Origin of the sequence: Kitasatospora sp. NPDC057940 (assembly GCF_042887425.1) — a bacterium.
Lineage (GTDB): Bacteria > Actinomycetota > Actinomycetes > Streptomycetales > Streptomycetaceae > Kitasatospora.
On the sequence record NZ_JBHVPH010000046.1, the window covers coordinates 1 to 20,563 of the forward strand.

The window sequence follows — 20,563 nt, forward strand, 5'->3', positions numbered from 1 at the left end:
CGACGGACCCGCCCCGCCGGGTCCGTCGCGGCCGACGCGGCTCAGGCCAGGAAGCCGCCGTCGACGGCGAGGTGGCTGCCGTTGACGTAGGAGGCGTCGTCGGAGAGCAGGAACGCGATGGCCGTCGCGATCTCCTCCCCGGAACCGACCCGCCCCAGCGGGATCCCGCTGTCCACGACCCGCCGGGTGCCGTCGGGGTCGGCCCGGGTCATCTCGGTGTCGATGACACCGGGCTGCACTTCGTTGACGCGCACTCCCTGCCCTCCGAACTGGATCGCCGCGGTGCGCGTCAGGCCGCGGATGCCGTGTTTGGCGCTGGAGTACTCCGCGGTCGGACCTCCCCGGTCGGCGAACACGCTGGAGACGTTGACGATCGCGCCGCCGCCGGCCGCCAGGATCGCCGGGATCTGGTACTTCATCCCGTAGAACAGGCTGTTGAGGTCGATGTCGACGGTGCGCCGCCACTGCTCGGGGGTCATCTCGGGCAGCGGGGTGAAGTCGCCGGACACGCCGGCGTTGTTGACGGCGTGGTGGAGGGCGCCGAACTCCTCGACGGTACGGGCGACCGCGCGTTCCTGGTCGTCGGGCCTGCTGACGTCTCCCGGGACGGCGAGGGCCCGCCCGCCGGAGGCGGTGATCTCCGCGACCACCTCGGCGAGCCTGTGCTCCCGCCGGCCGACGACGGTGACGGCGGCGCCCCGCCGCGCCAGCAGGATCGCGGTGGCGCGCCCCATGCCCGATCCGGCGCCGGTGACCAGTGCGGTTCTCCCGGTGAAGGGTCGCATCCGTCCCACCCCTTCGTCAGCCGCCGGCGGGCAGGTCGACCGGGTAGTCCGCGCCGGTGTCGGCGGAGGCCGAGACGGCCTGCCAGGCGGTGGCTTCGGCGATCTGGCCGTGGGAGTGGTCCAGGGCCATCCGGGCCGCGCCGCCGCCCAGCAGCAGGTGTGCGGGCGGATTCCCGGCCTTGACGATCCGGACCAGGATCTCCGCCGCGCGGTCCGGGTCGCCCACGGACGCGGCGCCGCTGCGCAGCAGCTCCGCCATGGCGCCCACGGTGGCCTGGTACTCGGCGGGGACGTCGTCGACCTCCATCGAGGCTCCGGCCCAGTCGGTGGCGAACCCGCCCGGCTCGACGACCAGGAAGCGGATCCCCAGCGGCGCCGTCTCGGCGGCGAGGACGCGGGTGAGGCCGTCGACGGCGAACTTGGCCGCCTGGTAGGAGCCGAGCCCCGGGTTCCCTCCGACGCGCCCGCCGATGGAGGAGAACTGGATCACGAGGCCGGCGCCCTGTTCCCTGAGCAGGGGCAACGCGGCCTTGGAGACGTTGTAGACGCCCCAGAAGTTGGTGTCGAACTGGCGGCGGAAGTCCGTCTCGGCGGCGGTCTCCACAGGTGCGAGGTTGGCGTAGCCGGCGTTGTTGACGACGACGTCGACCCGGCCGAACGCCTGGCGCGCGGCGGCGAAGGCGGCCTCGGCCGCGGCGGCGTCGGTGACGTCCAGGGGCACCGGGAGGATGCGCTCGCCGTACCCGGCGACCAGGTCGTCCAGCTGCGCGGGCCTGCGGGCCGTCGCCACGACCCGGTCGCCGGCCGCCAGGGCCGCCGTGGTCAGGGCGCGGCCGAAGCCGCGCGAGGAGCCGGTGATGAACCATGTCTGCGGTTGCGTGCTCATGGTTCTACTGCAACACCGTTGTGCTATTAACGCAACCCCGTTGCGCTGTTAGTGCAACATTGTTTCGCTATAGTGGAGCAATGACCGACCCGGACTTCCAGCGCGCCCGCACCCCCGAGGCCAAGCGCGCCCGCGAGAACGCGATCCTGGCCGCGGCGGAACGCCTCGCCACGGCGAACGGAGTCCGGGCGGTGACCGTGACCGCCATCGCCGACGAGGTCGGCATGCACAAGTCCGCGATGCTGCGCTACTTCGAGACGCGTGAGGACATCTTCCTGCGCCTGGCGGCGGACGGCTGGCAGGAGTGGTCGGCCGAGGTGCGCAGCCGCCTCGACGCCGTCCGGCCCTACGCAGACGCCGCCGGGCCGGAACGGGAGAAGGCCGCCCGCTCGATCGCCGGCGTCCTGGCCCACTCCCTGGTGGCCCGCCCGCTCTTCTGCGACCTGCTCGCGCACACGCCGCTGAACCTGGAACGGAACGTCTCCCTGGACACCGTCCGGGCGTTCAAGCTCCGCGCCATCGCGGAGGTGGCGGAGATCGGCACCGCGCTGCGCGCGGTCACCCCGCTCGACGCCGACCAGGCGCGCAGCGTGGCGGTGACCGCGACGTCGATGGCCGGAGCCCTGTGGCAGATGGCCGCGCCGGGCACGACGCTGCGCGCCTTCTACGAGACGGACCCCGAACTGTGCCACTCCGTCGTCGAGGTCGAACCCCGCCTCACCGACATCCTGGCCGCCCTGCTCACCGGCTATGCCGTCGCCTCGACGACCCCGCCGGTCGGGGACTGAGCTTCACCGAGGGGCCGTTCCTGCGGTGGTGGTCGGCTACCGGCGCCGGCCCCAGCAGGTGATGAGCGGGGCGGTGGTCACGTCCAGTTCGGTGTCGCGGAGGTTGGCCAGGTGCCGGTCCAGGTCGGCGGCGGGGAGGTCGGGGCCGACCAGCTGGTCGCGGAGCTGACGGACCGTCGCCGCCTCCAGCTCCCGGCAGGCCGGGGAGGTGACGGGGAAGTACGCCTCGGCGGCGACGTCCGTCAGGCCCGCCTCGCGGAGCAGCCGGGGCAGGGTGCGGCCGAAGGCGAGGTCGGCGCCGCGCTCGGCGAGCCGGGCCCGGAACGCCCGGCGCACCCGGTTCGCCAGTTCCTGGTCCGGTCCGTGCTCGTCCGGGCAGGCGAGCGGCTGCAGGGCCGGGTCCGCGTCCTCGACCACCAGCCAGCCGCCGGGCCGGACCGCCGACGCCAGCCGTCGCAGCACCTCGGCCCGGTCGGGCAGGTGCACCAGCACCAGGCGGACGTGCACCAGGTCGAACAGCTCGTCGGGCAGCGGGTCGCGGGTGACGTCGTGCCGCAGGACCTCGACGCGGTCGGCGGGCAGTCCGGTCAGCCAGCTGGTGTCGAGGTCGCTGGCCAGGACCCGGCCGGTCGGCCCGACCCGCTCGGCCAGCGCCAGCGGGATGCCCGGGCCGCCCGCACCCACCTCCCAGCAGTGGTGCCCGTCGGCCGGGCCCAGCCGGTCCAGGTGCTCCAGGGTCCACGGGTCGAACAGCTCGGCGATGCCCTCGAACCGTCGCCCCGCCTCCCGCTGCCGGTTGTCCAGCAGGTAGCCGCGCTCGTCGCCCATGCTCCGCGCCTCTCGGATCGCCCTTGCCTGTCGCCCCGCCCGTCGCTCGACGCGGCCGACCGCGATGGTAGGCGATCGGCGCCGGGCGCGCGAAGGCGCCCCGGGGACACGCCGTTGCGCCGTCGGCCTGCCCGCCGGGGTCGCGAGGGCGGGCGGGAGCCGAGGGGAATCGAGCGCTTAAACTGATCATCCGAAAGTGGATCAATCTGCATCCTCCGCCGACCCGCCCGAGGTGCCCCCGCGATGAGCCAGTCCTGGAAGCCGCTCCCTGACGATCTTTCGGAACCCGCTCGGCGTCTGGCCGAGGAACTGCGTGCGGTCAAGGACGCGCACCAGATCTCACTGGCCGAACTCGGGAAGAGGACCTACCTCAGCAAGGCCTCCTGGGAGCGCTGGCTGAACGGGAAGCGCCTGATCACCCCGCAGGCCCTGGCCGGCCTGATCGCCACGGTCGAGTGCGACGCCGATCTGCTCACCTCCCTGCTGCGGAAGGCCGAGGCCGCGCGCGGCGCGGACGAGGCGCTCTCCCCCGGGGCCGCACCCGCGCCGGCCGAAGCCCCCGGGGCCCAGCCCGCAGCGCCGGCCGAAGCCGCCGAGCCCGCGCCCGCAGTGCCCGCCGAGGCGCCCGAGCCGGCGGCCGAAGCGCCCGACGCAGCCCCCGCCCCGCCGCGGCCCGCCCCGTGGCGGCGGCCGGCGGCCGGCGTGGGAGCCGCCGTCGCCGCCGTGCTCATCCTGTTCGCGGTCCTGTACCTGCGCGGCCCGCACGGCGGCAACGGCACGGCATCGGCGGCGACGCTCCCGCCGAAGACGGCGGCGGCGACGGCGACCGCCGGGCCGGCGCCGCTCTGCGAGGGCGTCGGCTGCGCGGGCAAGGACCCCCAGGCCATGCGGTGCGACGTCGACCAGCGCACCCTGCTGACCGGCAACGTGGGCAAGGTCGTCCTCTACGTCCACTACAGCCCGCGCTGCCGGGCCGCCTGGTCGGGGATCACCGACGGCTCCCCCGGGGACAGCGCCACCATCACCACCAACCACGGCTGGCAGGAGACCGCCCTGATCCACTGGGGCTACGACAACTACTCCGTGATGGTTGACGCGAGCCCCGGCGACACCACCTTGCAGGTGTGCGGCCACCAGAAGGAGGGCGACAGCTGCACCGGCGTCGTCACCGACCTCGCGGCCCGCGCGAGCGCCCTCCCCAGCCCTCCGCCTCCGGCCGCCGCTCCCACGCCCGCGCCGACACCCACGCCCACGCCGACGCCGACGCCCTGAGGAGCCGCCGCCATCGCGGCGAAACCCACTGGCGGCCCGGGTCCGCACGAACGAGCATGGCCCGCATGAGCGACCAACCCGAGCGATGGACCCAGGCGACCGTCTACCCCGACATGTGGGCCGACCCGGACGACGACCCCCGCAACAGCGAGGGAGTCAGCCCGGACGGCGAACTCGCCACCCTGAACGACTTCCTGACGAACTACCGCCACACCCTGCGGATGAAGTGCGAGGGCCTGGACCCGGAGCAGCTGGCCCGCCGCTCCGTCCCGCCGTCGACGATGTCGCTGCTCGGCCTGGTCCGGCACCTCGCCGAGGTGGAACGGGACTGGCGCGGCTGGATCAGCGACGGCGATCCGCTGCCGAAGCTCTACGGCAAGCGGGACGCGGACTTCGACGGAGCCGTCGCCGAGCAGGCCGAGGTCGACGCGGCCTTCGCCGACCTGGCCCGCGAACAGGCCGCCACCGACGCCGCCCTGGCCGCACACCCCGATCCGGGCGTGCGGCTGGGGAAGAACGGCATCGCGGTGCGAGAGCTGCTGGTGCACAGGATCGACGAGTACGCCCGTCACTGCGGGCACGCCGACCTGTTGCGCGAGTGCCTCGACGGGCGGGTCGGCCAGTGAGTCCCGTCCCGGTGCGCTGAACCCAGCGGCCGGCCTCGGAGGCCGGCCCCGTCAGGCGGCGCCCCGCCGGAAGACCCCCGACAGGCTCGCTCCCCCGGTGCCAGCCACCGCGCAGCGCAGCACCAGCGGCCCGGAGTCCGAGACCACCGTGATGCCGGTGCCGCCGCTCGCGAGCCGGTAGCCGTCCCTCGCCAGCGTCAGCTGGACGGTGGCCGCCTTCCGGGTGGGGTCGGCGAGGGCGACGGAGAGTTCGTCGCCGTTCTCGCGGAGCAGGACGGAGCAGGGGGCGGAGACGGTCAGCGGGCCGACGGTGCCGGGGGAGAAGAAGTTGGCGAGGGTGAGTCCGAGTCCGGGCACGCTGATCGCCTGGACGTCGGCCGTGTTGGCGAGCACGGTGGCCGTCGGGGCCGCCGCGCGGGCCGCCGCCTGCTCCGGGCCGGCCCCGGGCATCAGCACGTAGTGGTACGTCCCGTCGACGGGGTCGGTGCCGTGGTCGAGGCCGATCGACAGGTAGGTCCGGGTGATCGGGTCGGGCGCCCCGCCCCGGTTGATGTCGGCCCACGCCCCGGTCCGCCGTTCGCGGGCGAGGTCGAGGGTGGCGCCGTCGGGGAACACCCAGGCGCCCGACCCGGCCAGCGCCGCCCAGCGGACGCCGTCGGCCCTCCGGCTCCAGCCGGGGTCGGCGGGCTGGCTGACGCCGTCCAGCACGAACTCCCGGTCCTCGCGGGCCCCGAGGTTGCGGTGGTCGACGGTCGTGCGGACGGCGACGCCGTCGGTGCAGCCGATGCCCGCGCCGAGGCAGACGATCGAATCGTCCAGGCAGAACCAGGACTTGCGCCCGACCAGGGTGGAGCCGAGGCCCCGGACGTCCTGGCCGACCACCGACCGGTCGCCGTCGCTCGCCCCGCCCGCCCAGGCGGTCGCCGGGCGGGCCTGGCCCCAGTCGCCGCCGGCGCCGTCGGCCAGCGGGCGCGTCGACACGGTGGTGCCGGGCAGCCGGTAGGGGTCTGCGGTGGGCCAGAAGGAGTCGCTGTACTGCTCGTCGCCCTGCTCGCCGCCGTACCAGTAGAGCATTCCGCTGCCGCTGTGCCAGGCCCGCAGGTTCTCGCCGTTCCCGCACTCGTAGAAGGCGGTCCGGGACGAGGACAGGCTGAGCTGCGCGCTCCAGCCGGGCCGGCGGTGGACGGCCCGGTCCATGGTGAACACCCGGCTGCCCGTGCCCTCGTCCGCCGCCCGGGTGCCGGAGTCCGCCAGGAGGGCCTGTGCGCGGGCGAGTTCGGGGACGTCGGCGAGGACGTTGGACAGGTACGGGAGCACCTGGTCGCGCTGGAGGGAGCCCTTCACGGCGGCGCGCCAGGCCGCCGCCTGGGCGGCCGGCACCGACCCGGAGTCGGCCAGCCGCAGGACGTCCCCGAGCAGGGCGTGGCCGCGCACGTGGTCGTCCAGGCGGGCCCGCCGCGCGTCGCCGGCCTGCACGCCCCGGCTGACGGCGCGGCCCGAAACCCCGTCCATCACCAGGCCGTTGAACAGGAACGGCAGGAATCCCCGGTCCACGGCGGTGAAGACGTTCCGCAGCGCGGGATCGGTGACGGCCCAGGGCGTACCGGCGAGCAGGCGCAGCAGCCGGCTCAGGCTGCCGAGCAGCACCTCGCCGTAGCTGCCGGTGTACGGCACCCAGGTGTGCTGGACGAAGCTGCCGTCGGCGTAGATCCCGTCGCCGGTGGTCACGTAGCGGAACACCGGTGACAGCCCCCGCTGCGCGGCGGCGACCGGGGCCGCCGAGCGGCCGATGACACCGCGCAGCGCGAGCACCCGGCACAGGTCCACCCGGTTGGCCCCGGTGCTGGTCCCGGTGTACTTGTCGACCACCGAGGACGGGACGAAGTGGTCCACGGCCGCACCGCACGCGGCCGCCCGTTCGGCCGTCAGGAGGTCGCCGAGCAGCACGCACACGTCCAGCAGGGCCTGGGGGGCGCCGATCTGCCAGTCCCACCAGTTCCCGTACGACGTGGTGGTGGCGGTGTAGGCGCGCTGGAGCACCCAGTCCAGGCCGGTCGCGACGGCGGCGCCGAGGGCGGGATCGCCCGTCGAGCCGGTGGCCGGCCGGGTGAGGGCCAGGGCCATGAGCCGCAGCCGACCGACCGTCGACGTGACGGCGGCGGAGGCCGAGCCGACCGGCAGGTCGGGCCAGAGCGACCCGGCCTGCGGGCTCAACGCGGCCTGGTGGCCCCGCGCCTGGTCGCCCAGCGCGGTGAGCGCGCGGGCGAACGGCGGGGCGGCCGGGTCGTACCCGGTGCCGGTCAGCTGCTCGGACCAGGCCGCGCGCATCGCGTCGTAGTTGTCGGCGGCCCGGGCCTCGGTGGGCCCGCCGAGCCACCACGCGGCCGCCGCGGCGGTGGCGGCCGCGCTGGTCCTGAGCAGTCCGCGCCTGCTCAGGACCGGTATCGCCGCCGGATCACCGGTCTTCGTCCACGAGCTGTCCATCGGGCCGTCCTTCCTCGCGAACTCCCTTGTCCGACAGGAGAGTAAGCGCTTTCTATCGCGAGGACAACGCTTCCGGCACGGGTCCGTGACCGGAGTTCCAGCTACCCGACCGGCCCCGTCGAGCCGCGGGGCACCAGCTCGGTGGCGAGGACGGCCCGCTGCGGCTCGGGCCCGGGGCGGTGCAGCGCGAGGCGCAGCGCCGTGCGGCCGAGGTCGAGGTGCGGGATGCGCACGGTGGTCAGGCCGGGCCTGAGGTCCTCGGCCCCGGGCAGGTCGTTGAAGCCGACCACCGAGACCTGTTCGGGCACGTCGATCCCGTGCTCCCGCAGGACCGTCAGCACGACGGCCGCCACGTCGTCGTCGTGCGCGAAGACCGCCGAGAAGTCCGGCGGCCCCTGGGCCAGGCGGCGGCGCAGCCAGGCCCGCGCCCCGTCCCGGGTGTGGCACCCCTCCACCGTCAGTTCGGCCGGGCGGCGCAGGCCGTGGGCCGCCAGCGCGGCCTCGTACCCGGCGAGGCGCTCCCGGGTGGTGGTGGTCGCGGCCGGCCCGCCGAGGAACAGGATCCGCCGGTGGCCCAGCGCCAGCAGGTGGTCGACGGCCGCCCGCGCGCCGCCCGCGTTGTCGTAGTGCACGGCCGTCAGCGGCAGTTCCTCCCCCGGGGCCGGCCGGCCGCAGAGCACCAGCCGGGAGCCGGCCGCGTCCAGGATGCCCGCCAGCCGGGCGATCCGGGTGCGGTACCCCGGGCTGTCCTCCACCCCGCCCACCAGCACGACCGCCTCCACGTCGCGCGCCCGCATCTCCTCGACCAGCGTCAGTTCGCGGTCGGGGTCGTCGTCGGTCGCCGCCACCAGGCAGAGGCAGCCCTCGTCCACCGCCTGCCGCTCCACGCCGTGGGCGACCCGGTTGTGGAAGGGCGCCGCGAGGTTGCCCAGCAGGATCGCCACCGTCCGGGACCGCCGGCCGGCCAGCGCCCGCGCCTGCGCGTTGACGACGTAGTCGAGGTCGCGCACCGCGCGCAGCACCCGCTCCCGGGTGGCCCCGGCCACCGGGTAGTCGCCCGCCAGCACGCGCGACACCGTCGCCATCGACACGCCCGCCAGCGCCGCCACGTCGTTCACCGTGGGCCTGCCCCGCCGGGCTCTCCCCCCGTCGCTCACCGCTGTCCCCCCGGTCCCGACCTGCTCCGTGCCCGGCCTCCACGGCGGGCCGTGCCCCGAGGATACGGGCGGCCGCCCTTCCCGCTTCCGCAGACCTCCGAAGACCTCCGAACGACCTCCGCCGGCTGCTCGTCGGCCGTCTCGCGTCCGCCGGGCTCAGGAACCGTCGTCAGATGTCGGACGTCACTCCCCCTGCAGGCCGTTCGCGCAGGTCGCGGGTGGGTGGGAGCCGGAAGGGACGGGTGGGGAGCGGTGACGCAGGTGACGCAGGTGACCGAGGTGGCCGAGGTGGCGGACGGGGCCGTGGCCGGTGTGGACGGAGCTGCGCCGCAGGGGCGGCGGGCGTTCGCGGTGGCCGGGTTCGCGTCGGGGCGGGGCGAGCGGGCGCGGGAGCGGGGGAAGGCGCTGCGCGGGCGCATCCCCCGGGAGCGGCACGCGGAGTTCTCGACCGGGCCCGGGCGGCCGACGGCCGTCGAGGCGATCGAGGCGTCCAACGCGGGCCGGATCGCCGCGTTGGTGCCGATCCGGGTGGGGCGGATGGCCGCCACGCCGTTCGCGTTCCTGCGCGGTTCGGCCGGACTGATGGCCGCCGACCTGGCGGGCACCCCGGACACCGGGGTCGGCGCCCAGCTGTGCGGGGACGCGCACGCCGCCAACTTCGGGCTGTACGGGGACGCCCGCGGGCAACTGGTGATGGACATCAACGACTTCGACGAGACCGTGCCCGGTCCGTGGGAGTGGGACCTCAAGCGGCTGGCCGCGAGCCTGGTGCTGGCCGGCCGCGAGACCGGGGCCGACGAGACCACCGCCCGGGAGGCCGCCCAGCACGCGGCCGGCTCGTACCGCCGGACGATGCGCACGCTCGCCAAGCTGCCCGCGCTGGACGCCTGGAACGCCGTCGCGGACGAGCAGTTGGTCTCCTTCACCGAGGCGCACGACCTGGCCGAGGTGCTGCGCAAGGTCGGCGCGAAGGCGCTGGGCAATACCAGCGCCAGATTCGCCGCCCGCAGCACCGCCCGGACGGCGGACGGCGGCCGGCGGTTCACGGCCGCTCCGCCGGTGCTCACCGAGGTGACCGACGCGACCGCGCGGGCCGTCGCGCAGTCGCTCGGCCCGTACGTGGCGACGGTGCCCGCCGAGGTGCGCACCCTGCTGTCCCGCTACCGGGTGCAGGACGTGGCGTTCCGGGTGGTGGGCACCGGCAGCGTCGGCACCCGCTCGTACGTGGTGCTGCTCACCGACCACCGGGACCAGCCGCTGGTGCTCCAGGTGAAGGAGGCCCGCCCGTCCGTGCTGCTGCCGTACCTGGAGCGCGCGGGCCACCCGGTGGCCGGCCAGGACGGCCACGAGGGCCGCCGGGTGGTGCTCGGGCAGAAGCACATGCAGGTGGTCAGCGACACCCTGCTGGGCTGGACGACGGTGGACGGACTCCCCTACCAGGTCCGGCAGTTCCGCAACCGCAAGGGCAGCGTCGACCCGGCCGCGCTGCTGCCGGGCCAACTGGACGACTACGCCCGGATCACCGGCGCCCTGCTGGCCCGGGCGCACGCGCACACCGCCGACCCCGGCCTGCTGGCCGGCTACTGCGGCCGGAGCGAGGCGCTGGACGAGGCGGTCGCCGCCTTCGCCGTCGCGTACGCGGACCGGACCGAGGCCGACCACGCCGACCTGGTCGCGGCGGTGCGGGCCGGCCGGCTGCCGGCCGAGTTCGGCGTCTGACCGGCGCGTCCGGGTCAGGACGCCTGGGTCAGGCGGACAGGAACGGCGCCACCGCGGCGACGAACTCCGCGGGCCGGGCACCGTGCACGAGGTGCCCGGCCTCGATGGTGACCATCCGGCAGTCCGGGATCAGCCGGGCGAGCTCGGCGAGCCGCTCCTGCGGGACGTGGCTCGCCGAGCCGCCCGCGACCACCAGGGTGCGGGCGGTGATCCCGGCCATCCCCGCCAGCCAGGCCGGGTCGGGGGTGTCGACCTGCGCCTTGACGGCCTTCACCACGGCCCAGTCGAAGTGCACCGGCTCCTCCGGCGCGTCCGGCACCGCGCCGGCCGGGCGCGGGTGCGGTGCCGGGATGTCCTCCAGGACCAGCCGGCCGATCCGCTCGGGCCGGGCCTGGGCGACCAGGTAGCCGACCACGCCGCCCATCGAGTGGCCGACCAGGTCGACCCGCGCCAGGCCGAGCGCGTCGAGGAAGGCGAGCACGTCGTCGCGCATCTCCTCCAGGCCGTACCGGGCGGTGCGGCCGCTGTCGCCGTGGCCGCGCAGGTCGAGCGCGTACACGTGGTGCCCTGGGGCGAGCTCCGGCAGGACGACATCCCAGTCCGTGGCGCGCTCCCCGAGGGCGTGCAGCAGCACCAGCGCCGGGCCGTCCGGCGGGCCGCTCTCCCGGTAGGCGAGCGCCACCTCGGGCAGGTCCACGGTCCGGTTCTCGGTCATGCCCGCCACCGTAGCTGCGGGCCTGCGCTAGCGGACCGCTGTTCGCCCACGGCTCACCGCGACGGGCTCGCCGGTCGCCTCCCGGGCCGCCCGCCGGCCGGCGAACACCGAGGCCAGGACGGCGAGGGCGGCGACCGCCGCGCACACCACGCTGGTGGCCAGGTAGGCGGAGCGGTGGTCGCCGCCCCCGGCGGTCTGCCGCAGGTAGACGCCGGACAGCGCCGAGACCGCGACCGCCGCCGCGATCCGCTGCGCCATCTGCAGGATGGCCCCGCTCACCCCGGCCGCCTCGGCGGGCGCGTGGCGCAGCACGTACGCCTGGTTGGTGGCGCCCATCACGCCGATCGAGGCGCCGCCGAACAGTTGCAGCAGCGCCAGCAGCCAGGGCAGGACGGCGGCGGGCGCCCAGTGCGCGACCAGCCCGCTCGCCAGCATGACCAGGGCGGAGCCGGTCATGCCCGCGGTGACGGTGCGCCGCCCGAAGCGCTGCACCACCCGCCAGGCCAGCGCGGAGGCGACGCCCATGGCCACCGCCGAGGGCAGCGCGACGAGTGCGGCGCCCATCGGGGAGAGCCCGAGGCCGTCCTGGAGGAACATGGTGAGCACCAGTCCGGCGGCGAGCGAGGAGCCGAACTGGGCCATCGCGGTCACGGTGCCGAGCGCGTACGGCGCGGAGCGGGTGAGTGCCGGATGGATCAGCGGGTGGCCGCCGGAGCGGGCGTAGCGGCGCTGCCACCAGGCGAGGGCGCCGAGCAGCAGGACGGCGACGGCGGCGAAGGCCAGCCAGCCGGTCCAGCCGGGCGGTTGGACGAACGGCAGCATCAGGGCGAGGGTGAGCGCGGCGACCAGCAGCAGCCCGACCAGGTCGAGGTCGGCGTGCCGGGCGCTCGGGCGCGGCCTGGGCAGGTGACGCACCGCCAGCGCGACGGTGGCCAGGCCGAACGGCACGTTGAGCAGGAAGGTCAGCCGCCAGCCGTGCTCGGGGCCGGCCGCCGCCAGGACCGCGCCGCCGATCGGCGGGCCGAGCGCGAAGGCCAGCCCGCCCGTGACGGCGTACATGCCGAGGGCGCGGGCCCGTAGTTGGCCGTCGAACACGTCCTGGAGGGTGCCGATCATCTGCGAGTTGACGAGCCCGGCGCCCACGCCCTGGAGCAGCCGGGCGGCGATCAGCACCTCGGGTGCGGTGGCGGTCGCCGAGACCAGGCTGACCAGGGTGAACAGGGCGAGGCCGGTGACGAAGAACCACTTGCGGCCCCTGACGTCTCCCAGCCGCCCGCCGGGGATCAGGGCCAGGCCGAAGGCGAGCGAGTAGCCGGCGACGATCCACTGGAGGTGGGCGGGCTGGGCGTGCAGGCTCTCGCGCAGGGCCGGGATGGAGGTGTTGAGGACGGACTGGTCGAGCAGCGTGGTGAAGCCGCCGGCGACGCAGACCAGCAGGACGCGGCGCCCGGCGGCGTCGAAGCGCTCGCGGGGCCCGGTGGCTATCCGGGTCTTCGGGCGCCTCACGGTTCCACCACCACCAGGGCGTACCGGGCGTCGTCCGGGCCGGGGGCTCGGAAGCGGCTGGTCCCGGAGACGTAGCGCAGGCAGTCGCCGGGGCCGAGCAGGTGCCGCTCGCCGTCCACGGTGAGCTCCAACACCCCCTCGAACACCCACAGGTGGTGTTCCAGGTCCGCCACGCAGGGGCGGTCGTAGGCGATGTCGGCGCCGGCGGGCAGCCGGCCCTCGACGATCTCGGCGCGCAGCGAGCCGTGCGGCGGGGAGACGGAGCGGCGGACGAAGCCGGTGGTCTCGTCCCGCCAGATCCGCTGGTCCGCGGCCCGCACCAGCCGGGCCGGGGCCGACTCGACCTCGGCGAGCAGCCGGGACATGGTCCGCCCGTAGACGGCGCAGAGCCGCCCGAGCAGCGCGGCGGTCGGGCTGACCTCGGCCCGTTCGACGCGCGACAGCGTGGAGCGGCTGACGTCCGCCAGCCGGGCCAGTTCCTCCAGCGTCCAGCCCCGCTCCAGCCTCAATTCGGCGAGCCGGTCGGCGAGCCGCTCGTCGGCGGCCGTCTCGATTCCCATATTCGCGATGCTATCCCGGATATGAGATCACTCCCAGGGGCGCGGGCCGCTGTGGCCGGGGCGTGGAGAAGGGCGGGAGGCGTGGACTCGGCCGGGACGGCGCGGCGTGTTCGGGTGCACGCCCCTGCGCTCCTCGCGCCCTCGCCCTTTCCCCCGGCTCCGCCCTTTCCTCCGGCTCCTCCGCCCCTTCGATTCCTCCGGCCCTTCGATTCCTCCGGCCCTTCGATTCCTCCGGCCCTTCGATTCCTCCGGCCCTTCGATTCCTCCGCCCCTCGACCCCTCGGCCCGGGAGGGGCGGTGATCATATGATGTTCGGCGGATCGGGGCTGGTCAGCGGCCCATCGGCGAGGGGGAATCATGTTCGGCATCATCAGACCGTGCAAGCACCGGCTGTCCGAACGGCTTCAGGCATCGTGGCTGGCGCACCTGTGCGGCCTCTGCCTCGCGCTGCGCGACGACCACGGCCAACTCGCCCGCACCGCCACCAACTACGACGGCCTGATCATCTCGGTCCTGGTCGAGGCCCAGGCCGCCCGCGAGGACGCCTCCTGGCGGCGCACCGCCGGGCCCTGCCCGCTGCGCGGCATGCGCACCGCCTCCGTCGCCCGGGGCGAGGGCGCCCGGCTCGCCGCCGCCGTCTCGCTCGCCCTCGCCTCGGTCAAGATCCGCGACCACGTCGAGGACCGTGACGGCGTGTTCGGCCGCCGACCGGTCGCCGTCGGGGCCCGCGCGGTCACCCGGCGGTGGGACCGGAAGAGCGCCGGCAGCGCCTCGACGGTCGGCTTCGACACCGGCGTGCTGCTCGAAGCCGCCTCCCGGCAGGCCGAGTTGGAGCGTTCCCTGCCGCCCGGCGGTTCCGTCCTGCTGGTCACCGAGCCCACCGAGACCGCCACCGCGGCCGCGTTCGCGCACACCGCCGTCCTCGCCGGGCGCCCCGGCAACGCGGCCCCGCTCGCCGAGGCCGGCCGGCTCTTCGGCCGGCTCGCCCACCTCCTCGACGCCGCCGAGGACCAGGCCGCCGACGCCGCCGGCGGCGCCTGGAACCCGCTGACCGCCACCGGCACCGACCGCGCCGAGGCCGAACGCCTGTGCCGCGACGCCGTCCACGGCATCCGGCTCGCGCTGCGCGAGGTCAAACTGACCGACCGGGCCCTGGTGCACCTGCTGCTCGCGCACGAGACCGAGCGGGCCGTCGAGCGGGTCTTCGGCCCGGCCGCCCACGCGGCCGTCTGCCGGACCCGGAACGCCGGGCCCGCCGCCGACGGGTCCGCCGACGACGGGTCCGCGCACGCGGCGACCGACGGGCGCCCGCACGCCGCCGCCGGGGAGCACCCGAACGACGCACCCCCGCGCCAGGCGCCGCCCGGGCAGACCCCCGGCCAGGAGCCCGGCCAGGAGCCCGGCGAGACCCCGCTCCCGCCGTGGGTGCCCCAGGGCCCCGGCTTCACCCCGATCGGTCCCAAGCCGCCGCGCCCGCGCAACCTGCTGGCCGGCTGTGCGGTGTGGGCCCTGATGGCCTGCACCTGCCAGTTGCTCTGCTGCGAGCACGACGACCCGTTCAGCCGGGAGCGCCGGGAGGGCTGGTGCCAGCGGCACGACTGCGACTGCGGCGACTGCTGCGACCCCTGCAACTGCTGCGAGTGCGACGGCTGCGACTGTTGTGATGGTTGTGACTGCTGCGACTGCAGCTGCTGACGCGCCGTACCGTCAGCCGTCCGGATTCCACCGCGCCGCCGACGGCAGCGGCGGCAGCTGCGACACCGCCACCTGATCGACCGCCACCGGCCCGGAGCGCCCCCGCGGCACCCCGGGCCGGTCCGCCGGCCCGTACGACTCATCGCGCCGCCAGAGCGGCAGCACCACCACCGGGCGCCGCTCCGGCCCGTCAGGCATCGGACCCGGCCGCCGCCCGGCGCCTCGCCCGGTCAGCCGTCCGATCCGCCGCCAGCGAGTTCTCCAACCGCGCCAGCAACTCCCGGAACCGCTCGGTGTCCTGCTCCGTCATCCGCCCCTCGGGCGCCGCTCCCGGCCACTCGGCCGTCGTCTCGTTCATGGGTCCGACGTTACGCCCCGACGATCAACAGGCGATAAATGCGGAACGCACGCCTACGGGTGCGGCGGTGAACGGAGCCGGTCCTCTTGGCGCGCGCGGGGGTTGGTGGTTCACTTCCCGTGTTAGGCAACTTTCCTAACCCGGGATCGACGCTCGACCGCCTCCCCCGCGAGAGGACCAGCTCCCCATGGGACGTAGCCGCACCAGGACACTGATCGCCGCGGCGGCACTCGCCGCCCTGCTCCCGCTCGCCTCCGCACCGGCCGGGGCCGCCGCACCCGCCGCGCACGGCGCCCGGGCCGCCTTCCAGCACCCCGGCGTGCTGGTCGGCGACCAGCAACTCGCCTTCGTCAAGGGCAAGCTGGCGGCCGGGGCCGAACCCTGGACGTCCGCCTTCGCCGACCTCCGGTCGAGCAAGTACGCCTCGCTGGACTGGCGGCCCCGGCCGCGCGCCACCGTCGAGTGCGGGTCCCGCTCCCACCCCGACAACGGCTGTTCGGACGAGCGCGACGACGCGCTGGCCGCCTACGCCCACGCCCTCCAGTGGGTGCTCACCCGCGACCAGCGGTACGCCGACAAGGCGATCGAGATCATGGACGCCTGGTCGGCCGTGATCCAGGAGCACACCAACAGCAACGCCCCGCTGCAGACCGGCTGGTCGGGCAACAACTGGTCCCGGGCCGCCGAGTTGATCCGCCACTCCGGGGCGGGCTGGCCGACCGCCTCGATCGACCGCTTCGCCACCATGCTGCGCACCGTCTACGTGCCGCTGCTGTCCCCCGGCAGCCCGCGCAAGAACGGCAACTGGGAGCTCATCCAGACCGACGCCCTGATGGGCATCGCGGTCTTCCTCGACGACCGCGGCCTCTTCGACCAGGCCGCCGACATGTGGCGCAAGCGCCTGCCCGCCTACGTCTACCTGTCCTCCGACGGCGCCCTGCCCGTCCCGCCGCCCAAGGCCGGGATCCAGGGCAAGGCCGCGCTGGTGAAGTACTGGTCCGGCCAGTCGACCTTCGTGGACGGGCTGTCGCAGGAGACCTGCCGCGACTTCGGGCACACCGGCTGGGGCCTGGAGGCCGCCGCCCAGACCGCCGAGACCGCCCGGCTCCAGGGCCTCGACCTGTGGGGCGAGGGGCGCGAACGGCTGGTCAAGGCGCTGGAGTTCCACACCGCGTACGACAACGGCGCGAAGGTACCGAACTGGCTCTGCGACGGCTCGCCGAAGACCGGCCTCGGCCCGGCCGTCCAGCTCGCGTACAACGAGTACCACCTGCGCGAGGGCGTGGCGATGCCGCAGACCGGGCAGTACGTGGCCACGCACAGCCCGTTCGGGGCCGACTACTTCATCGGCTGGGAGACCCTGACCCACACCAGCGCGCCCTGACGGCGCGGGCGGCGAGCGGCGGCTCCGGGGGCGTCCGTTCGGGGAACGGGCCCGCCGGGAACGGGCCTGCCAGGAACGGGCGTTCCCGGGAACGCCCGTTCCGCGCGCGGCTCAGCCCTCGGGGAACAGGCCCTCCAGGACGGCGGCCACCCCGTCCTCGTCATTGCTGCCGATGACGTGGTCCACCGCGGCCAGCACCTCCGGGTGGGCGTTGGCGACGCCGTACGAGATGCCAGCCCAGGCCATCATCGGCAGGTCGTTGGGCATGTCGCCGAACGCGACCGCCTGCTCGCGGGTGATCCCGCGCCGCCGCGCCAGGTCGCCGAGCGCGGCGGCCTTGCTGACGCCCTTCGCGACGGCCTCGACCAGCCGCTCGCCGTTCGCGTGGTAGACCGTCACCAGCTCGCCGAGCACCGGGCGGGCCAGCGCCAGCAGCTCGTCGGCGGACAGCTCCGGGTGGCGGCCGATCAGCTTGGGCGCCGGACGGCCGAACAGCCGTGCGTCGTCGAGGCGTTGCACGGTGGTGTCGGCGTCCCAGGCGCCCGCCTCGTAGTGCGCGTCGCCGGCCAGCTCCTGGGCGTACTCGACGGCCAGCCCGATCCCCGGCACGGCCTCGCGCAGCCGCCGGGCGCTCTCGCCGAGCACGTCGACCGGGATCGGGTTCTCGGCGACCACCGCGCGGGTGCGCATGTCGTAGCCGAAGGCGCCGTTGGAGCAGATCGCCACGCCCCGGTGGCCGAAGGCGGCCGCGATCTCGCCCATCAGGCGCGGCGGGCGGCCGGTGACCAGGACGACGAGCCCGCCGGCCCGTTCGACCCGGGAGAGGGCGGCGACGGTGCGGGCCGAGACGGTGCGGTCGCCGCGCACGATCGTCCCGTCGAGGTCGGTGGCCACCAGGCGCGGCGGCCGTATCGGGGTGACGGTGGGTGGGGTGGTGCTCGGGAGGCTCATGGGTCGGTGCTCCGTGCTGGTCGGGGTTCGGTGGGAGCAGCCGGGCGCGGGGGCGCGTGCGGTACGCGCGCGTACGGCGCGGGCGGTGCGCACGCGGCGGGCACGCGGTGTGCGCGTGCGCGCGGGGCGCCCGGTTCGGTGGTGCGGGGAGCTTGCGGGCCGGGCCCGGCGGTGGCCGGGCAGTCGGTCGCCAGACGCTCGGACGGTATCACCGGCGCGGCGCGTTCGGCGACGACCGAGCACCGCCTCCGGGGCCCGGGCAATTTTATTAGGAAACTTTCCTTACCTTATGGACCGCCGTCGACCGCAGACCGTACTCTGCTGCCGCGAGCTCGCTCTCTCGCCTCCGCGGGCGCCCGTTCGACCGGCGCGCCATCCCCCACTGCCTCCGGCGGCACCGCCCCGGAGATCGGAGCACACCCATGCGAGTTTCCCGAACCCGACGCCTCGCCGCCGTCACGGCGGCAGCCGCCCTGGTCGCCGGTGCGGCCTGGGCCGCCACCTCCGCCTCGGCCGCCACCGCCCCCGCCCCCGCCCGGGCGACCGCCGCGGCCGTGCAGCGGGCGTCCGCAGGCGGCCTGACCCCCGATCAGCACCGCCGGGCCGACCAGCTGATCAGCATCTTCGAGAACAGCACCACCGAACTCCAGTACGGCTACGCCGAGAACATCAACGACGGCCGCGGCGTCACCGCCGGCCGCGCCGGCTTCACCACCAACGACGGCGACGCGCTCAAGGTCGTCCGCGCCTACACCGCCGTCTCCCCCGACAACCCGCTCGCCCGCTTCATCCCCGAGCTGGAGCGCCTGGCCGCCGCCGGCAGCGGCGACACCAGCGGCCTGCCCGAGAGCGACTACGTCGCCGCCTGGAAGCAGGCCGCCCAGGACGCCGCCTTCCGGCAGGTCCAGGACGACCAGGTCGACCAGCGCTACTTCACCCCCGCCATGAACCAGGCCGACCAGCTCGGCCTCACCACCGCCCTCGCCCGCGCCGAGCTGTACGACGCCTCCATCCAGCACGGCAACGGCAGCGAGTACGACGCCCTGCCCGCCCTCATCAGCCGCACCAACGCCAAGGTCGGCCCGCCGTCCGGCGCCGGCGAGAGCACCTGGCTGAACGCCTTCTTCGACGTCCGCGTCGACGACCTCACCAACCCGGCCAACTCCTCCACCGCCGACGAATGGAGGAAGTCCGTCGACCGGGTCGAGTGCCTGCGCCGGATCGCCGCCACCGGCAACTACAACCTGGACGGCCCGCTCAGCGTCACCGCCTTCGGCTCCGGCTACACCATCGACTGACCGACCCGCACCCGTCGAGCCCGGGGTCCGGCGTGTGGGACCGGACCCCGGCCCGGCGAGGCCCGCCCCGACGCCCCGACCCGGCGGGGCGCGGCCGCGCCGGGCGATCCGACCGCCGGTGGCAGCAGGGAGCCGGGACTCCCCGCCGCCACCGGCGGTCCGCGCTTCCGCTCCGCCCGTCCGCCCACCGCCCGTGCTCTCACCGTCCGTCCTCGTTCGTCGGCTGACGGGTGCCCTACGATCGACCGAATGAGCACAGCAGGACGGACTACGGCCACGGACGGGGCGCCGCAGCCCGTCGCCCTCGCTCCACTGTCAGGGCCTGGACAACAGCCGTGGAACCGGCAGCGGCTCCGGAGCAACAACGAGTGGCTCCTGCTGGAGCGGCTGCGCTGCCACGGCCCGCTCTCCCGGGCCCAACTCGCCCGCGACACCGGACTGTCCAAGCCGACCGTCTCCACCGCGCTGGCCACCCTCGAACTCGCCGGACTCGCCCGCGAGGCCGGCAGGTTCGCCCCCGAGCGCGGCCGCACCGCCGTCCTGTACGAGACCGATCCGGCCGCCGGGCACGTCCTCGGGCTCGACATCGGCCGGGCCCGGCTGCGGGTCGCCGTCGCCGACCTGTCCGGATGCGTCGTCGCCCGCCGCGACCTGCCCAACCGTGGACGCTCGGCCAACGCCGTCGCCGACGCCGTCGTCGCGGCCGCCCGCGAGGCCGTCGCCGAGGCGGGGCTGCCCGGCACCGCCGTCGCCCACACCGTGGCCGGCACGCCCGGGGTCTGGGACGAGCGCAGACGCAGCGTCAGACTCGCCGCCAGCCTGCCCGGCTGGGGCCGCCCCGGCCTGTTCGACCGAATAGCCGACGGCCTGGGCACCACCGTCACCGTCGCCAACGACGCCAACCTCGCCGCCGTCGGCGAGTACACCTACGGCGCGGGCGCGGGCAGCCGGCTCTTCGTCTACCTGCTGGTCGGCACCGGGCTCGGCCTGGGGGTGGTCAAGGACGGCGAGCTGCTGACGGGGGCGCACGGCGCGGCCGGCGAACTCGGACTGTTGCGCCTGCCGGGCTGCACCTCCGCCACCAGCACCAACACCGGCACCGGCACCGGCACCGGCACCACCCTGGAGGAGACCGTCTCCGCCGACGCCGTGGTGCGCACCGCCCTCGACCTCGGGATGCGACGGCCGCTCACCGCCGAGAAGGTGTTCACCCGGGCCAGGCTCGGCGAGCCCGCCGCGGTCGAGGCCGTCCGGCAGGAGGTGGACCGCCTGGGCCACGTCCTCGCCGTCGTCGCCGCGCTGCTCGACCCGGACGTGGTCGTGCTCGGCGGCGGCATCGGGCGCAGCGCCGACCTGCTGTTGCGCCCGCTGGAGCAGGCCCTCTACGAGCGCTCCCCGCTGCGGCCCCGGCTGGAGCCGAGCCGGCTCGGCCAGGACGCCGTCCTGCTGGGCGCCGTCGCCACCGCCCTGGAGGCGGCCCGCCCCGAGGTCTTCGAGCGGCGCACGGCCCCCGTCCCGGGCTGACGGGCTGACGGGCTGACGGGCTGACGG

18 protein-coding genes are annotated in these 20,563 nt (G+C 75.4%); 8 read left to right on the forward strand and 10 right to left on the reverse strand.

Going from position 1 to position 20,563, the window contains the following annotated elements:
- Positions 1 to 41: 41 nt before the first annotated feature.
- The gene (locus tag ACFVTF_RS36670; protein WP_387818403.1) at positions 42 to 785 is read right to left on the reverse strand and encodes an SDR family NAD(P)-dependent oxidoreductase; all 744 of its coding nucleotides are present in this window, start codon (positions 783 to 785) and stop codon (positions 42 to 44) included.
- Positions 786 to 801: 16 nt separating this feature from the next.
- Positions 802 to 1,671: an SDR family NAD(P)-dependent oxidoreductase gene (locus tag ACFVTF_RS36675; protein WP_387818405.1), complete on the reverse strand. Its 870-nt coding sequence runs from the start codon at positions 1,669 to 1,671 to the stop codon at positions 802 to 804.
- 80 nt (positions 1,672 to 1,751) lie between these two features.
- Between ACFVTF_RS36675 and ACFVTF_RS36680 the strand changes: the two genes are divergently transcribed.
- A complete protein-coding gene (locus ACFVTF_RS36680) occupies positions 1,752 to 2,459 on the forward strand; it encodes a TetR family transcriptional regulator (protein WP_387818407.1) in 708 nt (235 codons plus the stop codon).
- Positions 2,460 to 2,495: 36 nt separating this feature from the next.
- On the opposite strand, the gene ACFVTF_RS36685 is transcribed toward ACFVTF_RS36680, so the two are convergent.
- On the reverse strand, positions 2,496 to 3,287 hold the full coding sequence (locus ACFVTF_RS36685; RefSeq protein WP_371522050.1) for a methyltransferase domain-containing protein: 792 nt from the start codon (positions 3,285 to 3,287) through the stop codon (positions 2,496 to 2,498).
- Positions 3,288 to 3,530: 243 nt separating this feature from the next.
- Here ACFVTF_RS36685 and ACFVTF_RS36690 point away from each other — a divergent pair, with 243 nt between their 5' ends.
- A complete protein-coding gene (locus ACFVTF_RS36690) occupies positions 3,531 to 4,559 on the forward strand; it encodes a DUF2690 domain-containing protein (protein ID WP_387818409.1) in 1,029 nt (342 codons plus the stop codon).
- Positions 4,560 to 4,615: 56 nt separating this feature from the next.
- A complete protein-coding gene (locus tag ACFVTF_RS36695; protein ID WP_387818411.1) occupies positions 4,616 to 5,185 on the forward strand; it encodes a DinB family protein in 570 nt (189 codons plus the stop codon).
- A 51-nt stretch (positions 5,186 to 5,236) separates the two neighbouring features.
- Here the strand turns inward: ACFVTF_RS36695 and ACFVTF_RS36700 are convergent, their stop codons facing one another.
- Positions 5,237 to 7,669, reverse strand: coding sequence for a polysaccharide lyase 8 family protein (locus tag ACFVTF_RS36700; RefSeq protein ID WP_387818413.1), 2,433 nt, complete (start codon positions 7,667 to 7,669; stop codon positions 5,237 to 5,239).
- Between the two features lie 101 nt (positions 7,670 to 7,770).
- On the reverse strand, positions 7,771 to 8,787 hold the full coding sequence (locus ACFVTF_RS36705) for a LacI family DNA-binding transcriptional regulator (RefSeq protein WP_387818415.1): 1,017 nt from the start codon (positions 8,785 to 8,787) through the stop codon (positions 7,771 to 7,773).
- A gap of 300 nt (positions 8,788 to 9,087) precedes the next feature.
- Between ACFVTF_RS36705 and ACFVTF_RS36710 the strand changes: the two genes are divergently transcribed.
- Positions 9,088 to 10,545 (forward strand): DUF2252 domain-containing protein, encoded by a 1,458-nt coding sequence (locus ACFVTF_RS36710; RefSeq protein WP_387818417.1) that lies wholly within the window; start codon positions 9,088 to 9,090, stop codon positions 10,543 to 10,545.
- Between the two features lie 28 nt (positions 10,546 to 10,573).
- On the opposite strand, the gene ACFVTF_RS36715 is transcribed toward ACFVTF_RS36710, so the two are convergent.
- The 3 genes from ACFVTF_RS36715 to ACFVTF_RS36725 are packed head-to-tail and all read right to left on the reverse strand — an operon-like array spanning position 10,574 to position 13,326.
- On the reverse strand, positions 10,574 to 11,260 hold the full coding sequence (locus ACFVTF_RS36715; RefSeq protein WP_387818419.1) for an alpha/beta fold hydrolase: 687 nt from the start codon (positions 11,258 to 11,260) through the stop codon (positions 10,574 to 10,576).
- Between the two features lie 27 nt (positions 11,261 to 11,287).
- Positions 11,288 to 12,766 (reverse strand): MFS transporter, encoded by a 1,479-nt coding sequence (locus tag ACFVTF_RS36720; RefSeq protein WP_387818421.1) that lies wholly within the window; start codon positions 12,764 to 12,766, stop codon positions 11,288 to 11,290.
- Positions 12,763 to 13,326 carry a helix-turn-helix domain-containing protein gene (locus ACFVTF_RS36725; RefSeq protein ID WP_387818423.1) on the reverse strand — a complete coding sequence of 188 codons (564 nt, stop codon included), beginning with the start codon at positions 13,324 to 13,326 and terminating at the stop codon, positions 12,763 to 12,765. Before ACFVTF_RS36725 ends, ACFVTF_RS36720 begins: the two co-directional genes overlap by 4 nt.
- Positions 13,327 to 13,683: 357 nt before the next feature.
- Here ACFVTF_RS36725 and ACFVTF_RS36730 point away from each other — a divergent pair, with 357 nt between their 5' ends.
- A complete protein-coding gene (locus ACFVTF_RS36730) occupies positions 13,684 to 15,021 on the forward strand; it encodes a DUF5685 family protein (protein WP_387818425.1) in 1,338 nt (445 codons plus the stop codon).
- 190 nt (positions 15,022 to 15,211) lie between these two features.
- Here the strand turns inward: ACFVTF_RS36730 and ACFVTF_RS36735 are convergent, their stop codons facing one another.
- Complete coding sequence (locus tag ACFVTF_RS36735; RefSeq protein ID WP_387818427.1) at positions 15,212 to 15,379, reverse strand: hypothetical protein; 168 nt, start codon at positions 15,377 to 15,379, stop codon at positions 15,212 to 15,214.
- Positions 15,380 to 15,566: 187 nt separating this feature from the next.
- Here ACFVTF_RS36735 and ACFVTF_RS36740 point away from each other — a divergent pair, with 187 nt between their 5' ends.
- Positions 15,567 to 16,763, forward strand: a complete 1,197-nt coding sequence (locus tag ACFVTF_RS36740; RefSeq protein ID WP_387818429.1) for an alginate lyase family protein — start codon at positions 15,567 to 15,569, stop codon at positions 16,761 to 16,763.
- 111 nt (positions 16,764 to 16,874) lie between these two features.
- Here ACFVTF_RS36740 and ACFVTF_RS36745 read toward each other — a convergent pair whose 3' ends face one another.
- Positions 16,875 to 17,714 carry an HAD family hydrolase gene (locus ACFVTF_RS36745; protein ID WP_387818431.1) on the reverse strand — a complete coding sequence of 280 codons (840 nt, stop codon included), beginning with the start codon at positions 17,712 to 17,714 and terminating at the stop codon, positions 16,875 to 16,877.
- A 422-nt stretch (positions 17,715 to 18,136) separates the two neighbouring features.
- Here ACFVTF_RS36745 and ACFVTF_RS36750 point away from each other — a divergent pair, with 422 nt between their 5' ends.
- Positions 18,137 to 19,012, forward strand: a complete 876-nt coding sequence (locus tag ACFVTF_RS36750; RefSeq protein WP_387818433.1) for a chitosanase — start codon at positions 18,137 to 18,139, stop codon at positions 19,010 to 19,012.
- Between the two features lie 249 nt (positions 19,013 to 19,261).
- Complete coding sequence (locus tag ACFVTF_RS36755) at positions 19,262 to 20,536, forward strand: ROK family protein (RefSeq protein WP_387818435.1); 1,275 nt, start codon at positions 19,262 to 19,264, stop codon at positions 20,534 to 20,536.
- Positions 20,537 to 20,563 lie beyond the last annotated feature (27 nt).